This is a genomic window from Psychrobacter sp. 1Y4 (genome assembly GCF_051847555.1).
The window spans coordinates 24186-41622 of record NZ_JBPYDE010000006.1 but is presented as its reverse complement, the minus strand read 5'-3'; the positions used below and the strand labels follow the sequence as shown (position 1 = coordinate 41622).

Below are 17437 nucleotides of genomic sequence, written 5' to 3'. Positions count from 1 at the left end.
TTTATTTAGATAACTGTTTTTAAAGATACCAGTTTTTAACAATACTCCCATCTGTTCTTAAAATACGATTGACGACCATTCATTGCGCGATAAATAATTGTTGAAATCAGTTATTTATCGTCAAAAACTTTGTCATTCAAGCGAGGCTTACATGCAATACCCAAAACATTACGACGTGATAGTGATCGGTGGCGGTCATGCTGGTACAGAAGCTGCTTTAGCATCTGCACGTATGGGCGCGCAGACCCTGCTGTTGACGCATAATATTGAGACGTTGGGTCAAATGAGCTGTAATCCAGCGATTGGCGGTATCGGGAAGTCGCATTTGGTGCGTGAGATTGACGCGCTCGGCGGTGCTATGGCACTAGCGACAGACAAGGCAGGTATCCAGTTTCGCGTGTTAAATAGCCGCAAAGGCGCTGCCGTGCGCGCCACCCGTGCCCAAGCGGATCGTATTTTGTATAAAGCTGCCGTACGCGCGACGCTTGAAAATCAGCCCAATCTTGATTTATTTCAACAAGGTGCTGATGATATTTTGGTAGAAAACGGCCGTGCGACTGCGGTTGTCACCTCTACTGGTATTGTTTTTAAGACTGAAACCGTCGTTTTGACCTCGGGAACGTTTTTAGGCGGGGTTATTCATATAGGTCTTGAGAACTCTAAAGGCGGACGTGCAGGGGATCAGCCTTCTATTAAGTTGGCAGATCGTTTGCGTGAGCTAAAGCTGCCAGTAGGGCGCCTAAAGACAGGTACACCTGCACGTATTGATGCGCGTAGCGTAGACTTTAGTGTAATGACGGTGCAGCCAGGTGATACGCCACTACCAGTGATGAGCTATATGGGTGATGTCTCTATGCACCCTGAGCAAGTTAATTGTTATATTACGCATACTAATGCACGCACCCATGACATCATCCGTGAAAACCTCGAGCGCTCACCGATGTTCTCTGGCAAAATTGAAGGTGTAGGCCCGCGCTATTGTCCATCCATTGAAGATAAGATTCACCGCTTTGCTGACAAAGACAGTCATCAGATTTTTATTGAGCCCGAAGGTTTGACCACGCATGAGTTGTATCCAAATGGTATCTCAACCAGCTTGCCATTTGATGTGCAGCTTGAATTTATTCATAGTATGAAAGGGCTTGAGAATGCCCATATTACCCGTCCCGGTTATGCGATTGAGTATGATTATTTTGATCCACAAAATCTAAAACCAACCCTTGAGACCAAATCTATTGATCGCTTATATTTTGCAGGTCAAATCAATGGTACGACGGGTTATGAAGAAGCTGGCGTGCAAGGTTTGCTTGCAGGCACCAATGCGGCATTAGTTACTACTAATAATAGCGAGTTTGAGACATGGACACCGCGCCGTGATGAGGCCTACCTTGGCGTGCTAGTCGATGACTTGATTACGCACGGTACTACCGAGCCGTATCGCATGTTTACTAGCCGTGCTGAGTATCGTTTGCTACTGCGTGAAGACAATGCGGATCAGCGTCTGACGGAGACTGGTCGTAAACTTGGCTTGGTTGATGATGAGCGCTGGCAAGCGTATCAAGAAAAGATGGAAGCCATTGCGACAGAATCCTCACGCTTAAAGGATATGTGGGCAACCCCTGCTAATGCTTTGGGACAAAAAGTTACTGAGCAAACAGGCGAGGTACTTAGCAAAGAGGCGACCGCTTTTGACTTGATGAAACGTCCACAAATCCACTTTGCTGATATCGCTGCTATTACTGATTCACAAGTCGATGCGCAAGTAGGTGAGCAGATTGAGATTTCTGTCAAATACGCAGGCTACATTGATCGTCAGTCTGATGAGATTGAACAAATGAAGCGCTTAGAGAATACTAAATTGCCTGAGGATTTTGACTATAGTATTGTGTCAGGGTTATCAAATGAGATCGTGCAAAAGCTTACACAAGTGCGTCCTTCGACCTTAGCTCAAGCTGGGCGCGTAAGCGGTGTGACTCCTGCTGCCGTTCAACTGTTGGCGATGACTGTCAAAAAGCAGAAAAAAGCAAAAGCGGCATTAGGTTCTTAATAATAGTACATGACTGATAATAGTGCGTTAACACTTAGATAGCGCATCAACATTTGCAGTCTGTAGAAAAACCCACAATAATCTTTTATTGTGGGTTTTTTTCTGTTTATATGTTTAACAATTTAAAAACAGCTTGGTACTGTTATACTTTGGTTTAGTAAGAAATAATACTAGTCAAATATAAATAAGGAGTAACGTTATGCCTTATGATAATTTATCAGACTTACCAGATGCGGTAAAAGACAATTTACCCAAACATGCACAAGAAATTTTTCGTGCAGCCTTCAATAGTGCAAGTGAGCAGTACGATGATGAGTCTCGCTGGTTTGCGACGGCATGGGCAGCCGTCGAAAATGTCTACGAAAAAAATGCTGATGGTAAGTGGGTAAAAAAACCAGATCATAAATAAAGATGTAGTACACTCTATAATATTTTACTCCACTATTATTTAATCTGACCTATAATAAGTATGTGCTCATGCCTTCAATGACATCGCTTTGAGCACATGACTAATCTGAGCTTATCTATGATCGAAGCTATTGTTTTTGCGATTACTATTGTACTGCCCAACCTTGCCTTAATGTGGTTGGGTTTTTTTATGCAAAGACGCGGCGAGGCGAGTCAGGCTTTTATTGATCAATCCTCAAACTTTGTCTTTAATTACTGTTTGCCCTGTTTGCTATTTTTTAGCGTGGTCGATAGTGAGGTTGATTATGGCAAACAAATCACGCTGATAGTCGCGGGTATTTTGGTGACCTTTATCTTGTTTATTGGTGCAGAGGTTTATGCCAAGCGTTTTGTGAGTCGTCCAGCGGATCAAGGGGTGTTTGTACAAGGTATATTTCGTAGTAATATGGCGATTATCGGGTTGGCGACAGTTGCCAACGCCTACGGAGAGCGCGGTTTAAGTATTGGTGCGGTCTATATGGGCGTGGTGACGATATTGTTTAATATTTTAGCTGTCATCACCCTTAGCCGTGTGTCCAAAAGCGTCGATGATACATGGATCAGCCGCAGCACCATGATTGTCAAAAAACTATTTACCAATCCATTAATCATCGCTTTATTGGCCGCTTTTGCTTATAAGGCTCTTATGCTGCCGCCACTTACTGGCGTTATCCATACGACTGGCGATTTATTAGCAGCGGTGGCATTGCCATTGGCCTTAATTTGCGCTGGGGCCAGTATTGATTTAAAGTCGATGCTGCATCCTTCAGGATTATCCATGCAAGCCAGTATCGGTCGTATTGTTATTGCACCAATAGTCGCTATCGCGGTAGGATTAGGCTTTGGACTGACGGGTGTACATATGGGTGTGTTGTTTTTGATGGCTGCATCACCGACCGCCGCTGCCAGTTATGTAATGGCAAAGGCAATGGGAGGCAATGATGTGCTCGCCGCCAATATTCTTGCTTTTACCACGGTAGTAGGAATGCTTGGGATGGCGATTGGCGCGGCGATGTTACGGGCGTTAGGATTGATATAGCAGTCATGTTTTATGACAAGATAGAGAAAATACGTTCACTCAAGCAAGTAACTAAGTATTCAAGCAAGTAATTAAGTAACTGAGTAACTAAGTATCCAATAAATGAAAGTAGCAACAACGCCATAATAAATACGATTATAAATTTAACCAGCAAGGAGTGCTCATAGTGCAATTATTAAATCAAGCGGTAGTGACCGAACATCTCAATATGCAAGCAGCTATTGATGCCATCGAAGAGCTATTACATCAGCAAGCGGCGCATCCTAATTGGGTAAAGGCGCCTGAACGTTTAGTCATTGAGACTTTTGGCGAAGATAAAGAGCATAGCTCAGGCTCGCACTTATCAATGCCAGCAACTATCTATGATGGTGAAAAAGAGTATACCGCCGTAAAGCTTGTCACCATTTGCCCTGATAATCCTAGCCGTGATATGCCAACGACCACTGCCATTATTACTGTATCAAATAATGATACTGGTGAGATATTGGCCATTATGGATGGCATTTATATCACTCAAGTGCGCACCGCTGCATTATCAGGTATCGCTACTAAGTATATGACAAAGCCTGATTGTCAAAGTGTCGCTGTCGTCGGTTGTGGCGGTATGGCTTATGAACAACTAAATGCTGTGTTGACAGTACGCCCTGACATTAAAACAGTATATCTATGGAACAGAAACCATGAGGGTGCAGCGCAATTTAAAACCCGTTTTGCCCGTGATTATGCTCAATGGGATGTTGAAATCAGCGTCTGCGAAGAGGTAGGTGATGCGATCCGTGATGCTGATATTATTAATGTTGCCACCCGTGCGACGGAAGGTTTATTTAGTATTGATCAAATTAAAACAGATGCACATATCAATGCAGTAGGGGCTTATCAAGCGACAATGAAAGAGATCGGTAACGATGTCGTTGCAAATAGTAGCATGGTCGTCGTTGATGATTTGGCCGGTAGCCGTCACGAAGCAGGTGATTTGATTCAAGCACATGATAATTCTGATTGTACCTGGACATGGGATGATCTCAGTGGTGATCTACAAGCGTTGGTAACTGGAGCGCTAAAAAAAGAGGTGACTAAGTCTGCTGGGGTAACACTATTTAAGTCTGTGGGTGCAGCCAGTTTTGATGCAGCAGTTGCTTTATATGTTGCAAAGCAAGCAGAACAAAATAGTCTCGGATCGTCAATTGATTGGTAATACTGTGTTTGTTTTATAGTGGAACGACTATATGACAGCCATTAAAAAAGCCGTTTTCTCGTATAAGAGAAAACGGCTTTTTTGGTATAAAATTGGGCTACATCAATTTAAGTTGTCTCTATCTCGCTTGTCTTTACGATGCTGCTTTCTTTTTGCACTTGTATGATACGTCAGATAACCTCCAACGGCCATTACTGCAAGAAATGCAACGATATATAGAAATATTGATGAACCAATAAAAGCAGATGATTCCATGACCGTTATCTCATTAAAGTTCATCTTTGATTATGCAAGCGTCTCCTCTTGTTGTAAAGTAAACAAGTTTAGCTCAGGTGTAAGTTCAAGTGAACGCAGGCGTGTGGCCTGATCATAAACGTTTGCTGTCACGATTAATTCATCTGGCTGATACGTGGCTAAAAACGCAGTAAGTTTTGGCTTGACCGTCTCAACAGAGCCAATAAAGGATACCGATAAAGCGTTGTCTACCATCATTTTCTCGCTTGAGCTCCAGATGCTGTCCATATCGTGAGTGGGTTTTGGCATTTGGCCTGTTTCCCCGCGGCGCAAGCGTACAAAGCTTTGCTGTGCTGAGGTGAAGTGATAATGCGCGGTGGCGTCATCATCAGCGAGTAACAGGTTCGCCGCTATCATGACGTAAGGTTTGTCAAGATAGGCGGACGGCTTGAATTGCTCGCGATAGGTCGTGATGGCCTGCTCAAGCATCGCGGGGGCAAAGTGAGAGGCAAACACATAAGGCAAGCCCAGATGCGCCGCTAGGGTAGCCCCAAATAGTGATGAACCTAAGATCCAAATAGGCACGTTTGATTGGGCACCAGGAAACGCCTGTACAGGGCTGTTATCTGTACCATTACCCAAAAAATACATCAGCTCCTGCACATCTTGCGGAAAGCGCTCAGCATCTTTCATTTGCCGGCGTAGTGCCTGGAAGGTCGCACCATCCGTACCAGGAGCACGCCCCAAGCCCAAATCAATACGGTCACCATACAGTGCTTGTAATGTCCCGAACTGCTCAGCGATGACCAAGGGGGCGTGGTTTGGCAGCATGACACCGCCAGCACCGATACGAATACGCTTGGTTTGACTGCCGATATGTGACAGCAGCACAGAGGTGGCCGCGCTTGCGATACCCGGCATATTGTGGTGCTCTGCCATCCAGTAACGATTGAGGCCGACTTCTTCTGCGCGCTGAGCGGTCTCAACCGTCTGTGCAATGCCTTTAGCGATGGTGCTACCTTCAGGGACGGGCGCTAGGTCTAAAAAAGATAAAGGGATTTGTGTGCTCATAAATTATCCAGTCGTTTGTCAGTTATTTGCTATTGATATGCTTATAGTTGGGGCTGGTTTCAAGTGCCCCCAGTCACTGTTAATAAATCCTAACAAAGACGGTTAATGCTGTTTTTAAGCTCGCTTAACCGTTATCCAGACACGGTGATGATCACGGTGATAATGGTCGTTAGGTCTTATAACTAAGTCAGAAGTAGGGAGATAATGGCTTATTTTGGCATTATGTGAGGGCACTAAAAAAGCAGGCAACCTAAGTCACCTGCTTCTTCATAGGCTCATTATAAAAAGACAATAAATCGAATTATCAGTGTCCTAATGAGCAGATATTACTTATCTTGGCCACCAAGCTTATAGGCTAAGACATAGTCTCCAATGGTTGTACCCACTGAACCATGACCACCAGCGACCAAAAGTACCATCTGCTCGCCTTTAGAGTTTAAGTAAGTCATGGGTGTCGCTTGACCCCCTGCTGGAATACGAACATTCCACAGCACGTCGCCATTTTTTAGATCATACGCTCGAAAGTTGTTTTCTGTCGCGGCTGACAAAAACGCTACGCCGCCTTTAGTGATGATAGGTCCACCAATACCAGGCACGCCCAATTCCAACTTTATAGGAATAGGAGATAGGTCTTGTACCGTACCGTTTTTACGTTGATACGCGATATCACCTGTGGCCAAATCCGCACCAGCGACCGTGCCCCAAGGTGGCTGCTGGCAGGGTACACCTAGCGGTGATAAAAAGGGCCCCATTTCTACTGCATAATCTGCCCCTTTGTTTTCATTGACCCCTTGCTCGCCTTTATTGGTCTCTGCATCACCCAACGTGTCTCTAGGGATAAGCTTAGATGTAAATGCCAAATATGTGGGCATACCGAACATCACGCCATTTTCAGGATCGACTGCAATACCGCCCCAATTGAAGGTACCAAAGTTACCAGGATAGATCAGACTACCCTTGGTTGATGGTGGGGTATAACGGCCATCGTAATTAAGCTTGTTGAACTCAATACGGCACATCATTTGATCCACGAGGCTTGCACCCCACATGTCTTTTTCAGTGAGTGGTTCAGGCTCAAAGCTCAAGCCAGAATAAGGCTGAGTCGGTGCAGCGTGCTCGCCTGCCACAAGATAGCCTTGCGGTGCAGGGCGCTCTTTGATCGGTACAATAGGCTCGCCCGTCGCTCGGTTTAGCACATACACATCACCTTGTTTGGTTGGCACCACCAACGCAGGCTGTACGCCATCAGCGGTATCTAGATCAAGTAAGGTTGGCTGCGCAGGGGTATCCATATCCCAAAGATCATGATGGACAAATTGCTGAACCCAGCGTGCTTTACCCGTCTCGATATCTAGTGCGACCACAGACGTTGCGTATTTTTCTTCAGCAGCGTTGCGATAGCTACCAAGCTGGTCAGGCGTACGATTGCCCATTGGAAAATACGCCAATCCAAGCTCTTCATCAGCGCTAGCAATCGCCCATGAATTGGGCGAGCTGGTTTTGTAAGTTTGGGATGGGTCGTTGACATCAAAAGGCGCGGTGTTTTCAGGGTCACCTGAATCCCAGTTCCAAAGAAGCTCACCGGTATTGACGTCATAAGCACGTATCACACCAGAAGGCGAATTTACATCATAGTTGTCGTTGACCGCGCCCGCTACGATGATGGTATCACCCGCGACTACTGGTGGCGACGTCGAATAATAATACCCTGCTTGATTAAACGGCATGTTATGCATCAAATCTAGCGCGCCATCATCACCAAAGTCTTGGCAGCGCTGCCCAGTATTTGGGTCAAGGGCGTATAACTTTGCATCAGAGGTGGGGATAAATATCTTGGCATCGCACTGCTTGGAGGCGTTTTTAAAGGTGTTGCCAGCAATTTTTTGCACTTGCACAGTGCTGGTTGTCTCGTCACTAGCAAGGGCAGGCGCCGGATCAGAGCCCGCTTGACCCGCGTAATAGGACACGCCGCGACATGTCTGGTGCTGACGTTGTAGGTTTTTTCCTACTTTTGGATCAAACGTCCACAGCGTTTCACCAGAGTCAGCATCTAATGCCATGACCCAGTTGTGAGGCGTACATAGGTATAGTGCATTGCCAATTTTTAGGGGCGTTGCTTGATAAGTGGTCTCACCAACATCGTTAGGACCTTTAACGTCACCCGTTTGGATTTGCCATGCCAGCTCAAGGTCTTTGACGTTGCTGGTATTGATTTTATCTAAAGGTGAATAGCGTTGGCCGTAGTCGGTACGACCATAAGCGCTCCACTCGCCATCTGGTGTGTGTTCACCGTTTGATAACGGGTCACCAAGATTGGCTGACGTCTCATCTGAGCTGTCATTTTGCTTGCTTTTATCTGTAGCAGATAAATCAAGCTCGCCCAGTTTATCAGTAGCGTTATTTGCCAGACTACCAAAAGAGAGCAGGGCACCTACGCCCACGCTTGCAAGCAGACCCCAATAGTACACAGGGCTTTTTTTTGTGGAGTCTGTGGTTAGTGTGCTGTTTGTGGCGTTTGGCGTGACTTCAGGTTTGGGTCCTCGCATTTTGCTTGAGACCCATGGTAGGAGCATCAACAAACCAAATATGAGTGGAAAGCCAACGCGCGGGGCCAGCGCCCACCAATCAAAGCCAGACTCCCAAAGTGCCCATACCATGGTCGCTACTATAAAGATGGCGTAGAGCCCGTAAGCACTCCAATGTTTTTTGAACAATAAAAAAGCGGTCGTTAGTATGATAACGCCAGCGAAGAGATAGTAAGGACTACCGCCTAAAGATAGCAGATAAGCGCCGCCAATCAGTAAAGGGGTGGCAAAAAGTGCCATAATGAGCGCTACGAATTTTTCCATGAGCGGTATCACCTGATTATAGAAGAACAAATGGACATGCAATGATCGATACCCAGACATTATTAAATATCTAGGTATCCAGCAATGCATGCAGAGATAAAATGAATCAAACGTTGAGTAACGTTTTAGCCCTCATTTTATCATCCATAAGCAAATCTAGTAAGTTTGAGATACTTTATTTAACAACTGCTCATTAATTGGCAAACTGCTGTTGGCACAGTTCCATAAAGGCGCGACCATATTGGCGAATCTCAGCGTCATCGCGTACCGCCATCCAACTGGTAAAGCGGCCAAAATGATCGACAGGAATGGCCGTTAGGTTTTGATAGTGACTGGGCTCAAACGCCATCTCAGCGATGATGCCGATTCCTAAACCCAGACCGACATAGGTGCTTATCACATCAGCATCAAGCGCTGCCAGCACAATATCCGGCTCAAGGCCTGCCTCGCTAAAGGTTTTGTCAATGGCACCGCGTCCGGTAAAACCACCGTGATAGGTGACAACCGGATAGCTGGCGAGAGTAGGTAGGTCAATGGATTCTTGTCCAGCCAATTCATGGTCGCTTGGTACGATGACGCGATGTGTCCAGTCATAATAACGAAAGCAGCGTAGATAGTCGTTATGGAGTAACGATTCGGTGGCAATGCCGATATCAGCTTGCCCGCGAATTACCATCTGTGCGATGGTCTCAGGGTCAGCCTGTTGCAAAATTAGATTAACTTTGGGGAAGCGCTCTTTGAACTCTTTAACCACGTGCGGCAAAACATATCGCGCTTGTGTGTGCGTGGTAGCGATCGTCAATGTGCCAATATTGGGATTATTAAAATCGAGACTGAGGTTCTCAATCGTACGAATTTCAGCAAAGATAGACTCAATATGCGGCATAAGCGCTGTACCCATGGTCGTAAGACCCGTTAAGCGCTTGCCTTGTCGGACGAACACTTCGGTTTTGAGTTGGTTTTCAAGCGCTGCTATATGCTTTGATAAGCTTGATTGACTGGTATGTAATACTGTCGCTGCTTGACTTAGGTTGTAGCCATTGATTACCGTATGCCATACCGTCTCTAGCTGTTTGAGCTGGATTTGTAGATGCCGCTGATTGACCACTACGTCGATTGCCATTAGTTAATCCTATTGTATAAATACACAAACGCTGTCTGTATATAAAAATAAAAGTGTACAGATATGCAGTAGGTAACCAGTGTAAATCAAATCTATTATTCTTGTATATAAGAAATAGCTATCAGTTTATGATAATTAGGAATATAAAAAACTGCTAAGTCTGAAAGGTACGGCAGATATAGTCACTCTTAGTTTTTAGTAGCTTTCGTCTTATTTTTATTACCACACTTGAATGTGATAAAGATGATTCTAGGCAGTAAATACGTGAGTAATAAGTGTGTAAACGATACTATATAGACAACACATGTGTGTTAATAATTCTGTGAGCTGATAATACATAAGTTTACTGCAATAAGGTATTCAGGGTTATTAAGCTAAGTTATCAAACTTTAATGCAGAAATTTCGATAGAATGTCTAGTCAATATAAACGTTCTGAAGTACCATAATTCAATTTTGCTATAAGTATGGCTTTCTTTGTACAAATTTAATCAGCTTTTATCAATTTTTGATGCAAATAATTGATACTAACGACTGATAAGAATTGTACGTGGTTGTGTTTTTTGTTTTAATTTTTGGTGAATAGTTATGTCTGCTGTCCAACCTGTGCCTCCAAACCCCCCAGTTGCCAAAAAGTCATGGGGAGAGGCGGCAAAAGCCTATCTCGATCGACGCGCCATTATCATGTTGTTTTTGGGGTTTGTCGCTGGCATTCCCATCTTGCTTATTTTTTCAAGCCTGTCACTGTGGCTGCGTGAGGCTGGTATTGATCGCAGTGTGGTAACGATGTTTAGTTGGGCGGCGCTTGGGTATTCGTTCAAGTTTATTTGGGCGCCATTGGTTGATGCCGTGCCACTTCCTATATTGACTAGACTATTGGGCCGTCGTCGTAGCTGGATATTGATTGCTCAATTGATGATTATTGTGGCGATTTGTCTGATGGCAAGTGTCAATCCAACCAATGAAGGTAGCCTTATTTATATGGCAGTTGGGGCGGTTTTACTTGGTTTTTCTTCCGCTACTCAAGATATTGTCATCGATGCTTATCGCATTGAGCTTGCTCCCCCAAGTCTACAGTCGGTATTGTCTGCCATGTATACTGCAGGCTACCGTTTGGGTATGATTGTCGCTGGGGCAGGCGCGCTATATTTGGCGGATTATTTTGGTTCAACTGAAGCGTTTTATAGTTATGAAGCGTGGCGCAATACTTACTGGGTTATGGCAGGGGTCATGGGAATTGGGGTCGCGACCACTTTGATTATTCATGAGCCAGTCAGCAATCAGGTACGCGTTGAACGTAAAACATCAGACTATTCACGTCTAGTCTTGGTATTTGCGTTATCAGTCATAGGTTTTGTGTTCATATTCGCAAATTTAGGATCATTATTACCTGCGACAGAAAGTGCGCTTTTAGGGTTTTTGTATGAATTGGTGCGTATGGCATTGAGTCTGACAGTAGCTTTGGCTATCGGTTATGGGTTGGTAAAAGCGAACCTTGTAGAAGCAGAAGTTGCCAAGACAACATGGGTTGAGCCTATCGCTGATTTCTTTCGTCGTTATGGCAAAAAAGCATTGTTGCTTCTAGCACTTATTGGTTTATATCGTATTTCAGATATTGTGGCTGGGGTAATATCCAATGTTTTTTATCAAGATATGGGCTTTACCAAGACTGATATTGCCAATGCAGTAAAATTAGTCGGTGTCATTATGGTGATCGCTGGAGGGTTCTTAGGTGGGTTATTGGCGCAAAAGCTGCGTATGATGCAAGCCATGATGGTTGGGGCAATATTGGCTTGTGCGACTAACTTGCTGTTTGTATTGCTGACATATCATCCTGGTAGTTTGCCGTATATGTACCTGGCCGTCATTTTTGATAACCTTGCTGCAGGTCTTGCAAGTGCGGTATTTATTGCCTTTTTATCTGCTCTGACTTCTATTCGTTTTACCGCAGTACAATATGCGATATTCTCATCGCTTATGACGTTGCTACCCAAAGTATTGGGTGGTTATTCAGGTACTATTGTCGATAATACCAGTTATCCGTTCTTTTTCATTTTTACCTTTGCGATCGGTATACCCATTTTGGCACTGATTTATCTTGTCGATAAACATATTATTATCGGTGACAATGATGATATTTATAGTGACAACGATGATAATAGTAGCGGCGGTAATACTGCGACTGGTTTAACTAAGACCAACCCAAACCTAACCGATACTAAAGAGCCGCCACGCGCTACAGACTAGCGACAACGATTAGCTGTGTTTTGTCCTAAATTGTTAGACAGTATTTTTATGAGTAATCTATGACAGCGTTCACCATTTATCAAATAAAGCAGCAAATTCAGCAACTAACAAATGGTGATACAGGAGGGACGCTGCCATCATTCTGGCTAACGGATTGGTTGCTATATATCATCGATAAGCCAAGCTCATTTTTAATCACTGATGAGAACTACGAGCTATCTGATAGTGAGCTTGAGAGATATAATAATGGCATTGCCAAAATGCAGACTGGCACACCGCTCGCGTATTTAACGGGACAGCAAGAATTTTGGTCGCTTAATTTTACTGTCAATGAGCACACTTTAATCCCTCGACCTGATACTGAAGTGTTGGTTGAACAAGTATTAAAGTGGATACAGTCTCAGCCAAAGAGCTTAGATAATATTAATAAGCCAAAGCGGCTGTTAGACTTAGGAACAGGCTCAGGCTGTATCGCTATCAGTTTGGCGCATGAGTTAAAATATCAATTAAAAGATGATAGTTGGCAAACGGTAGCGGTTGATTTATCAGCAGAGGCATTGAAAGTTGCTAGACACAATGCCGCTGTTAATGATGTTACTGATATCGAGTTTGTACAAAGCAGCTGGTATGACGAGCTGTCTACTCAAGACGAGCACTTATTCGATGTGATTGTCTCCAACCCTCCTTATATTGACGAGTCTGACGAGCATTTAACACGCTTAATAGCTGAACCGATTAGTGCGTTAAGTGCACCTAATCATGGACTTGCCGATATAGAGCGTATTGTGCAGCGAGCGCCGCTATATTTACGTACAGGTGGGCTGTTAGCGCTTGAGCATGGTTTTGATCAGGGCGCAACTGTCCGGCAAATATTTGCAGGTAATGGCTTTACCACTGTACAAACGGTGCAGGACTTTGGTGGTAATGATCGGGTGACGCTCGGAGAGATTTAGTCGTTGGTTTATTCTTATCGACTATTGTTTATAGTAATAATTTGTTGGTGACAAATATGGTGCAGTCGTTAGAATCAAAACAGTTATCAGATGATGAGCTGATGCGTTATGCACGGCAGGTGTTGCTTGACGGTTGGGATGTCGATGCGCAGCTACGCTTGAAATCGTCTCGTGTGGTAATGATAGGCGCGGGCGGTTTAGGTTGTCCAGCTTCTGAGACTTTGGTACGTGCAGGACTTGGGCAAATTCATCTGATTGATGATGATGAGATTGAGGCAAGTAACTTACAGCGGCAAACGCTATTTTTACCTGAAGATATCGGTCGGCCTAAAGCGTTGACCGCTGCCGAAATGCTTGAAAAGATTAATCCCTTGATATCTGCTCGCGGTACGGTTGCACGCTTGAATGAAGACAATGCTTATGATTTGCTTGATATGACAGCAGGTAAGCCCAGTCTTTTACTAGATTGTACCGACAACTTTGCCACACGTGACATCATTAATCGCATTAGTGTGCGCTTTCAGATACCATTATTGACTGCATCAGCAATTGGCATGCAAGGTCAATTGGCATTGTTTGAGCCGCAGTTAAATACTGGTTGTTACTACTGCGTCTTTGGCTCAGTCACGCATAATGCAGAAATTGATGAACGTACCTGTGCCAATTCTGGAGTGCTTGCCAGTACCACGGCTATTATGGGTAACCTGCAAGCCAATGCTGCTTTACAGTATCTAGGATTAACCAAAAATCCACTGATTAATAAGCTGCTTTTGTGGGATGGTAGCCGGATGCAGCAGCGACTGATGGGCTATCGGCAAGACAAACATTGTCCTGTGTGCGCTGCTTAGTTATTTTACTATTTATTTAGTGTCACATATTAAATGACACAATATATTTTATTATCCAATTTTGTTTCTTAATTATAGTTGTCTTCTATGAAAATTCATCGTCCTCATTTACTCAAGCATTCGTTCAATGTGGTCAATCGTATGCGTCAGACGGTCAGTGTCGCGGGCTTATCTGCCTTTAGAGTTGCAAAAGGCGAGAAGCCTGATGCAAGACTATTAAAAGATACTTTTGAGCAGCTTGGCACGACTTATATCAAAATTGGTCAGTTTATAGCCAGTACACCTTCGTTGTTTCCGCGTGAATATGTAGAAGCCTTTCAAGACTGTTTGGATCAAACAACGCCATTATCTTATACCTACATCGAGCAGGTACTGACAGCTGAGCTGGCAGTCGATGGGCAAACACTGGCGGATAAGTTTGCGTTCATTAACGAAAAACCATTAGCATCCGCCTCTATCGCTCAAGTACATGCCGCGCGTTTGCATAATGGCGACGAAGTGGTATTAAAGGTACAAAAGCCTGAAGTCGAAACCATTATGCAAACGGATTTGGGCGTGTTGCACGGCGTGACTAAAATTGTTGAGCTGCTTATGCCATCAATGAGGTTTGCCAGTATTGCACCGATTATCGATGAGATTCGTCTGCGCATGTTGGCTGAAACTGACTTTATTAGCGAGGCACAAAATATTCGCGATTTTCAGCAGTTTTTGAGCGTATCGGGGAACACAAAAGTAGTAGCGCCAGAGGTCTATGATGATTTGACGACCAAACGCGTCCTGACTATGAGCCAATTACACGGCGTTTCTATGATTGATGAGACGGCTATGCGTCAGTATTGTGACGATCCAGCGCAAGTGATGGCAGATACGTTAAATACGTGGTTTGCAAGCCTTATGTTTTGTAATAGTTTCCACGCTGACTTGCATGCTGGCAACTTGATGCTGTTAACCGATGGTCGAATTGGGTTTTTGGATTTTGGCATTGTGGGTAAGTTAAAGGCTGAAAGCTGGCGTGCTTGTATGGGGATGATGCAGGCATTGCAAGATAATAACTATCAAGCGATGGCGCAGCATATGATCGATATGGAGATGACCCATGGCCGCAGTAATGTCGATGCCCAGAGCTTAGCAAATGATCTAGAGCGCATGATGAAAACCATCATGGCAGAAGACATTACGTTTACAAGTGGGGTGCCTTTTAATAGTAAAGAGCAGGCCGATGAGCTTAACCAGATGATGCTCGAAATTGTCGAAGTCGGCAAACGTCATGGTATTCATTTCCCCCGTGATTTTGCTTTATTGACTAAGCAGTTGTTGTATTTTGATCGGTTCATGCGTACGCTTGCCCCTGATATGGATATGTTTAGCGACCAACGAGTACAGATACTGGGGCAGACTGATACTAGCCAGCATTCAGCGCCTGCACTTAATATGTCATAGTTTTAAGCTTCATCGCTGCTTTTAAGCGCTATCTATAGGTTTTTAACACAAAGGATTGTGTGCTGATAACCACAAATTGGCTGCGTCATGATGACTACCTCCAAAAGCCGTATTGTCCCTATTATTACTCATGAAACCACTATCGCTTGGATTGGACTTTACTGTCTGGCGGTAGTGATGGGTTATGGGCGCTTTTTATTTACAGCGACCTTACCTGATATTATGGTTCAAATGTCGCTGTCGACCGCTACTGCTGGATGGCTCGCCTCAATTAACTATATTGGCTATTTTATTGGCGCGCTCATTGCCATATTTGTGACACAGCGACACACGTGGCAAATGCTGATGCTATGGACGATGGTTAGTGTTATTACGACGATGATGCTTGTCGTACCAAAAATGTCATTAAGTCTATGGTACTTTATCCGTTTACTAGCAGGTGTCGCAAGCGGAGTGGCGATGATTTTAAGCTCGTCATTAGTGATTCAAAGCTTCAGCGATGAGCGTCGCTCTATACTTTCTACGCTGCACTATGCTGGGATAGGAGTGGGTATTAGCCTGTCAGCCGTATTGACTTGGTGGTTGTTATTGCTCGGCTATCATTTTGATATTATTTGGCTGGTAGCGGGCGTGAGTAGTTTGCCGTTACTCTGGCTACTTTACGGTCTACGTCCGACAAATAGCGATGCTGCCGTATCTAGCGAGTCAACGATAGCAGATGCGCCGACCAGTCTTACTCATCGATCTATACGCCAAACCTATATTAATTTTAAACGCTCATTATATAACGCTGTTATCGGTCATACCAAAGCCATAGTGTTGTTATCAGCAAGCTATGTATTAGCAGGATTTGGTTATATTACTTCAGCGACTTTTTTACCAGTTATGGCAGCACAGCGGCTTACTATCCAGAGCTATGCTGGGCTACTTATCTGGTTGCTGGTTGGTATTTTTGCGATGCTGTCGAATCCTCTGTGGGGTGCGCTTGCGAAGCGTATTGGTGAGACCAAAACCTTAATGGGTTTAACTCTATTACAAGCGCTAGGGATGCTTTTACCTTTGTGGTTTAAAGGAGCGTTTGGCTTATATGCGAATGCCGTTATTTTAGGACTAACCTTTGTCGGTATGGTGTCAATGACCTTAAATATCATCAAAAATATCAATCCCGCTTACTCTAATTTGCTTATAGGATTGGCAACTTTAGCCTATGCGCTTGGGCAGTTTATCGGACCATTGGTAACGGTTGCTTTGGCTGGACAAAGCGATAATTTTAATGCAGGTCTATTGGTTGCAGCTATCGGTTTACTCGTTGGACTGGCTTTAATAGTGCTATTTTATCGGCTGCATAACAACCCACTCAAGCGAGTATTGTAAAGATGCCATAATGCCTTAAACGATGCTGCGGCTAAAGACCTCTCGTAACTCAAAGCTAGTATGGACTTGTGCAACGCCCTCGATACGATTTAGCCGATGTAATAAAAACTCTTCATAATGTGCCATATCGCGTACCCGTACTTTGATCAAGTAGTCCTCAGAGCGGCCTGTCACGATGCTACAACTGATCACTTCGTCGAAGCTTTGCACCTTTTTTTCAAACTGCTCAAAACGCTCAGCTGTGTGGCGATCCATACTAATGGCGATAAATATAGCAAGTGGGTAGCCAAGCTTTTCTGCATCTGTTTGAGTATGATAACCTGTGATAATACCTGTATCTTCTAGGCGCTTAACCCGGCGTGCGCAAGGAGTCGCTGACAAATTGACGTTTTCAGCCAACTCGGTAATACTCATACGGGCATCTGTCTGTAATAGACGTAAAATACGCTTATCAGTATCATCAAGAGAGTGTGTGGTTTGAGAGGCTGGTTGGCTATCAGTCATATCTTTTGTTCATCGTTAGTGATTTGTGCCGATAATATATATGATATTAGTGATAAACACTACTTACA

The 17437-nt window shown here is 44.3% G+C and carries 13 protein-coding genes; 9 read left to right on the top strand and 4 right to left on the bottom strand.

Annotated elements, in window-relative coordinates; all coding sequences use genetic code 11:
• Nucleotides 1–151 precede the first annotated feature (151 nt).
• From mnmG to ACS8FC_RS06595, 4 genes are all read left to right on the top strand, one after another.
• On the top strand, nucleotides 152–2047 hold the full coding sequence (gene mnmG, locus ACS8FC_RS06610) for a tRNA uridine-5-carboxymethylaminomethyl(34) synthesis enzyme MnmG (RefSeq protein WP_439296238.1): 1896 nt from the start codon (nucleotides 152–154) through the stop codon (nucleotides 2045–2047).
• Nucleotides 2048–2246: 199 nt separating this feature from the next.
• A complete protein-coding gene (locus ACS8FC_RS06605; protein ID WP_345832169.1) occupies nucleotides 2247–2456 on the top strand; it encodes a ChaB family protein in 210 nt (69 codons plus the stop codon).
• A gap of 117 nt (nucleotides 2457–2573) precedes the next feature.
• Entirely contained in the window at nucleotides 2574–3533 is a 960-nt protein-coding gene (locus ACS8FC_RS06600; protein ID WP_299220361.1) for an AEC family transporter, read from the top strand.
• Between the two features lie 166 nt (nucleotides 3534–3699).
• Nucleotides 3700–4728: an ornithine cyclodeaminase family protein gene (locus ACS8FC_RS06595; RefSeq protein ID WP_439296237.1), complete on the top strand. Its 1029-nt coding sequence runs from the start codon at nucleotides 3700–3702 to the stop codon at nucleotides 4726–4728.
• Nucleotides 4729–5013: 285 nt separating this feature from the next.
• On the opposite strand, the gene ACS8FC_RS06590 is transcribed toward ACS8FC_RS06595, so the two are convergent.
• The 3 genes from ACS8FC_RS06590 to ACS8FC_RS06580 all read right to left on the bottom strand — a co-directional run bounded on the left by ACS8FC_RS06590 (nucleotide 5014) and on the right by ACS8FC_RS06580 (nucleotide 10005).
• Entirely contained in the window at nucleotides 5014–6033 is a 1020-nt protein-coding gene (locus ACS8FC_RS06590) for an LLM class flavin-dependent oxidoreductase (RefSeq protein ID WP_439296236.1), read from the bottom strand.
• Between the two features lie 326 nt (nucleotides 6034–6359).
• The gene (locus ACS8FC_RS06585) at nucleotides 6360–8882 is read right to left on the bottom strand and encodes a membrane-bound PQQ-dependent dehydrogenase, glucose/quinate/shikimate family (RefSeq protein WP_439296235.1); all 2523 of its coding nucleotides are present in this window, start codon (nucleotides 8880–8882) and stop codon (nucleotides 6360–6362) included.
• 193 nt (nucleotides 8883–9075) lie between these two features.
• The gene (locus tag ACS8FC_RS06580; protein ID WP_299220373.1) at nucleotides 9076–10005 is read right to left on the bottom strand and encodes a LysR substrate-binding domain-containing protein; all 930 of its coding nucleotides are present in this window, start codon (nucleotides 10003–10005) and stop codon (nucleotides 9076–9078) included.
• A gap of 586 nt (nucleotides 10006–10591) precedes the next feature.
• On the opposite strand from ACS8FC_RS06580, the gene ACS8FC_RS06575 reads away from it, so the two are divergent.
• The 5 genes from ACS8FC_RS06575 (at nucleotide 10592) to ACS8FC_RS06555 (ending at nucleotide 16865) form a co-directional block, all read left to right on the top strand.
• Nucleotides 10592–12250, top strand: coding sequence for an AmpG family muropeptide MFS transporter (locus ACS8FC_RS06575; protein ID WP_439296234.1), 1659 nt, complete (start codon nucleotides 10592–10594; stop codon nucleotides 12248–12250).
• A gap of 59 nt (nucleotides 12251–12309) precedes the next feature.
• On the top strand, nucleotides 12310–13203 hold the full coding sequence (gene prmC / locus ACS8FC_RS06570) for a peptide chain release factor N(5)-glutamine methyltransferase (protein ID WP_439296233.1): 894 nt from the start codon (nucleotides 12310–12312) through the stop codon (nucleotides 13201–13203).
• 56 nt (nucleotides 13204–13259) lie between these two features.
• A complete protein-coding gene (locus ACS8FC_RS06565) occupies nucleotides 13260–14051 on the top strand; it encodes a HesA/MoeB/ThiF family protein (protein WP_439296232.1) in 792 nt (263 codons plus the stop codon).
• A gap of 87 nt (nucleotides 14052–14138) precedes the next feature.
• A complete protein-coding gene (locus ACS8FC_RS06560; RefSeq protein WP_439261473.1) occupies nucleotides 14139–15491 on the top strand; it encodes an ABC1 kinase family protein in 1353 nt (450 codons plus the stop codon).
• Between the two features lie 87 nt (nucleotides 15492–15578).
• A complete protein-coding gene (locus tag ACS8FC_RS06555; RefSeq protein WP_439296231.1) occupies nucleotides 15579–16865 on the top strand; it encodes a YbfB/YjiJ family MFS transporter in 1287 nt (428 codons plus the stop codon).
• A 15-nt stretch (nucleotides 16866–16880) separates the two neighbouring features.
• Here the strand turns inward: ACS8FC_RS06555 and ACS8FC_RS06550 are convergent, their stop codons facing one another.
• Complete coding sequence (locus tag ACS8FC_RS06550; protein ID WP_439261471.1) at nucleotides 16881–17369, bottom strand: Lrp/AsnC family transcriptional regulator; 489 nt, start codon at nucleotides 17367–17369, stop codon at nucleotides 16881–16883.
• Between the last annotated feature and the right edge of the window lie 68 nt (nucleotides 17370–17437).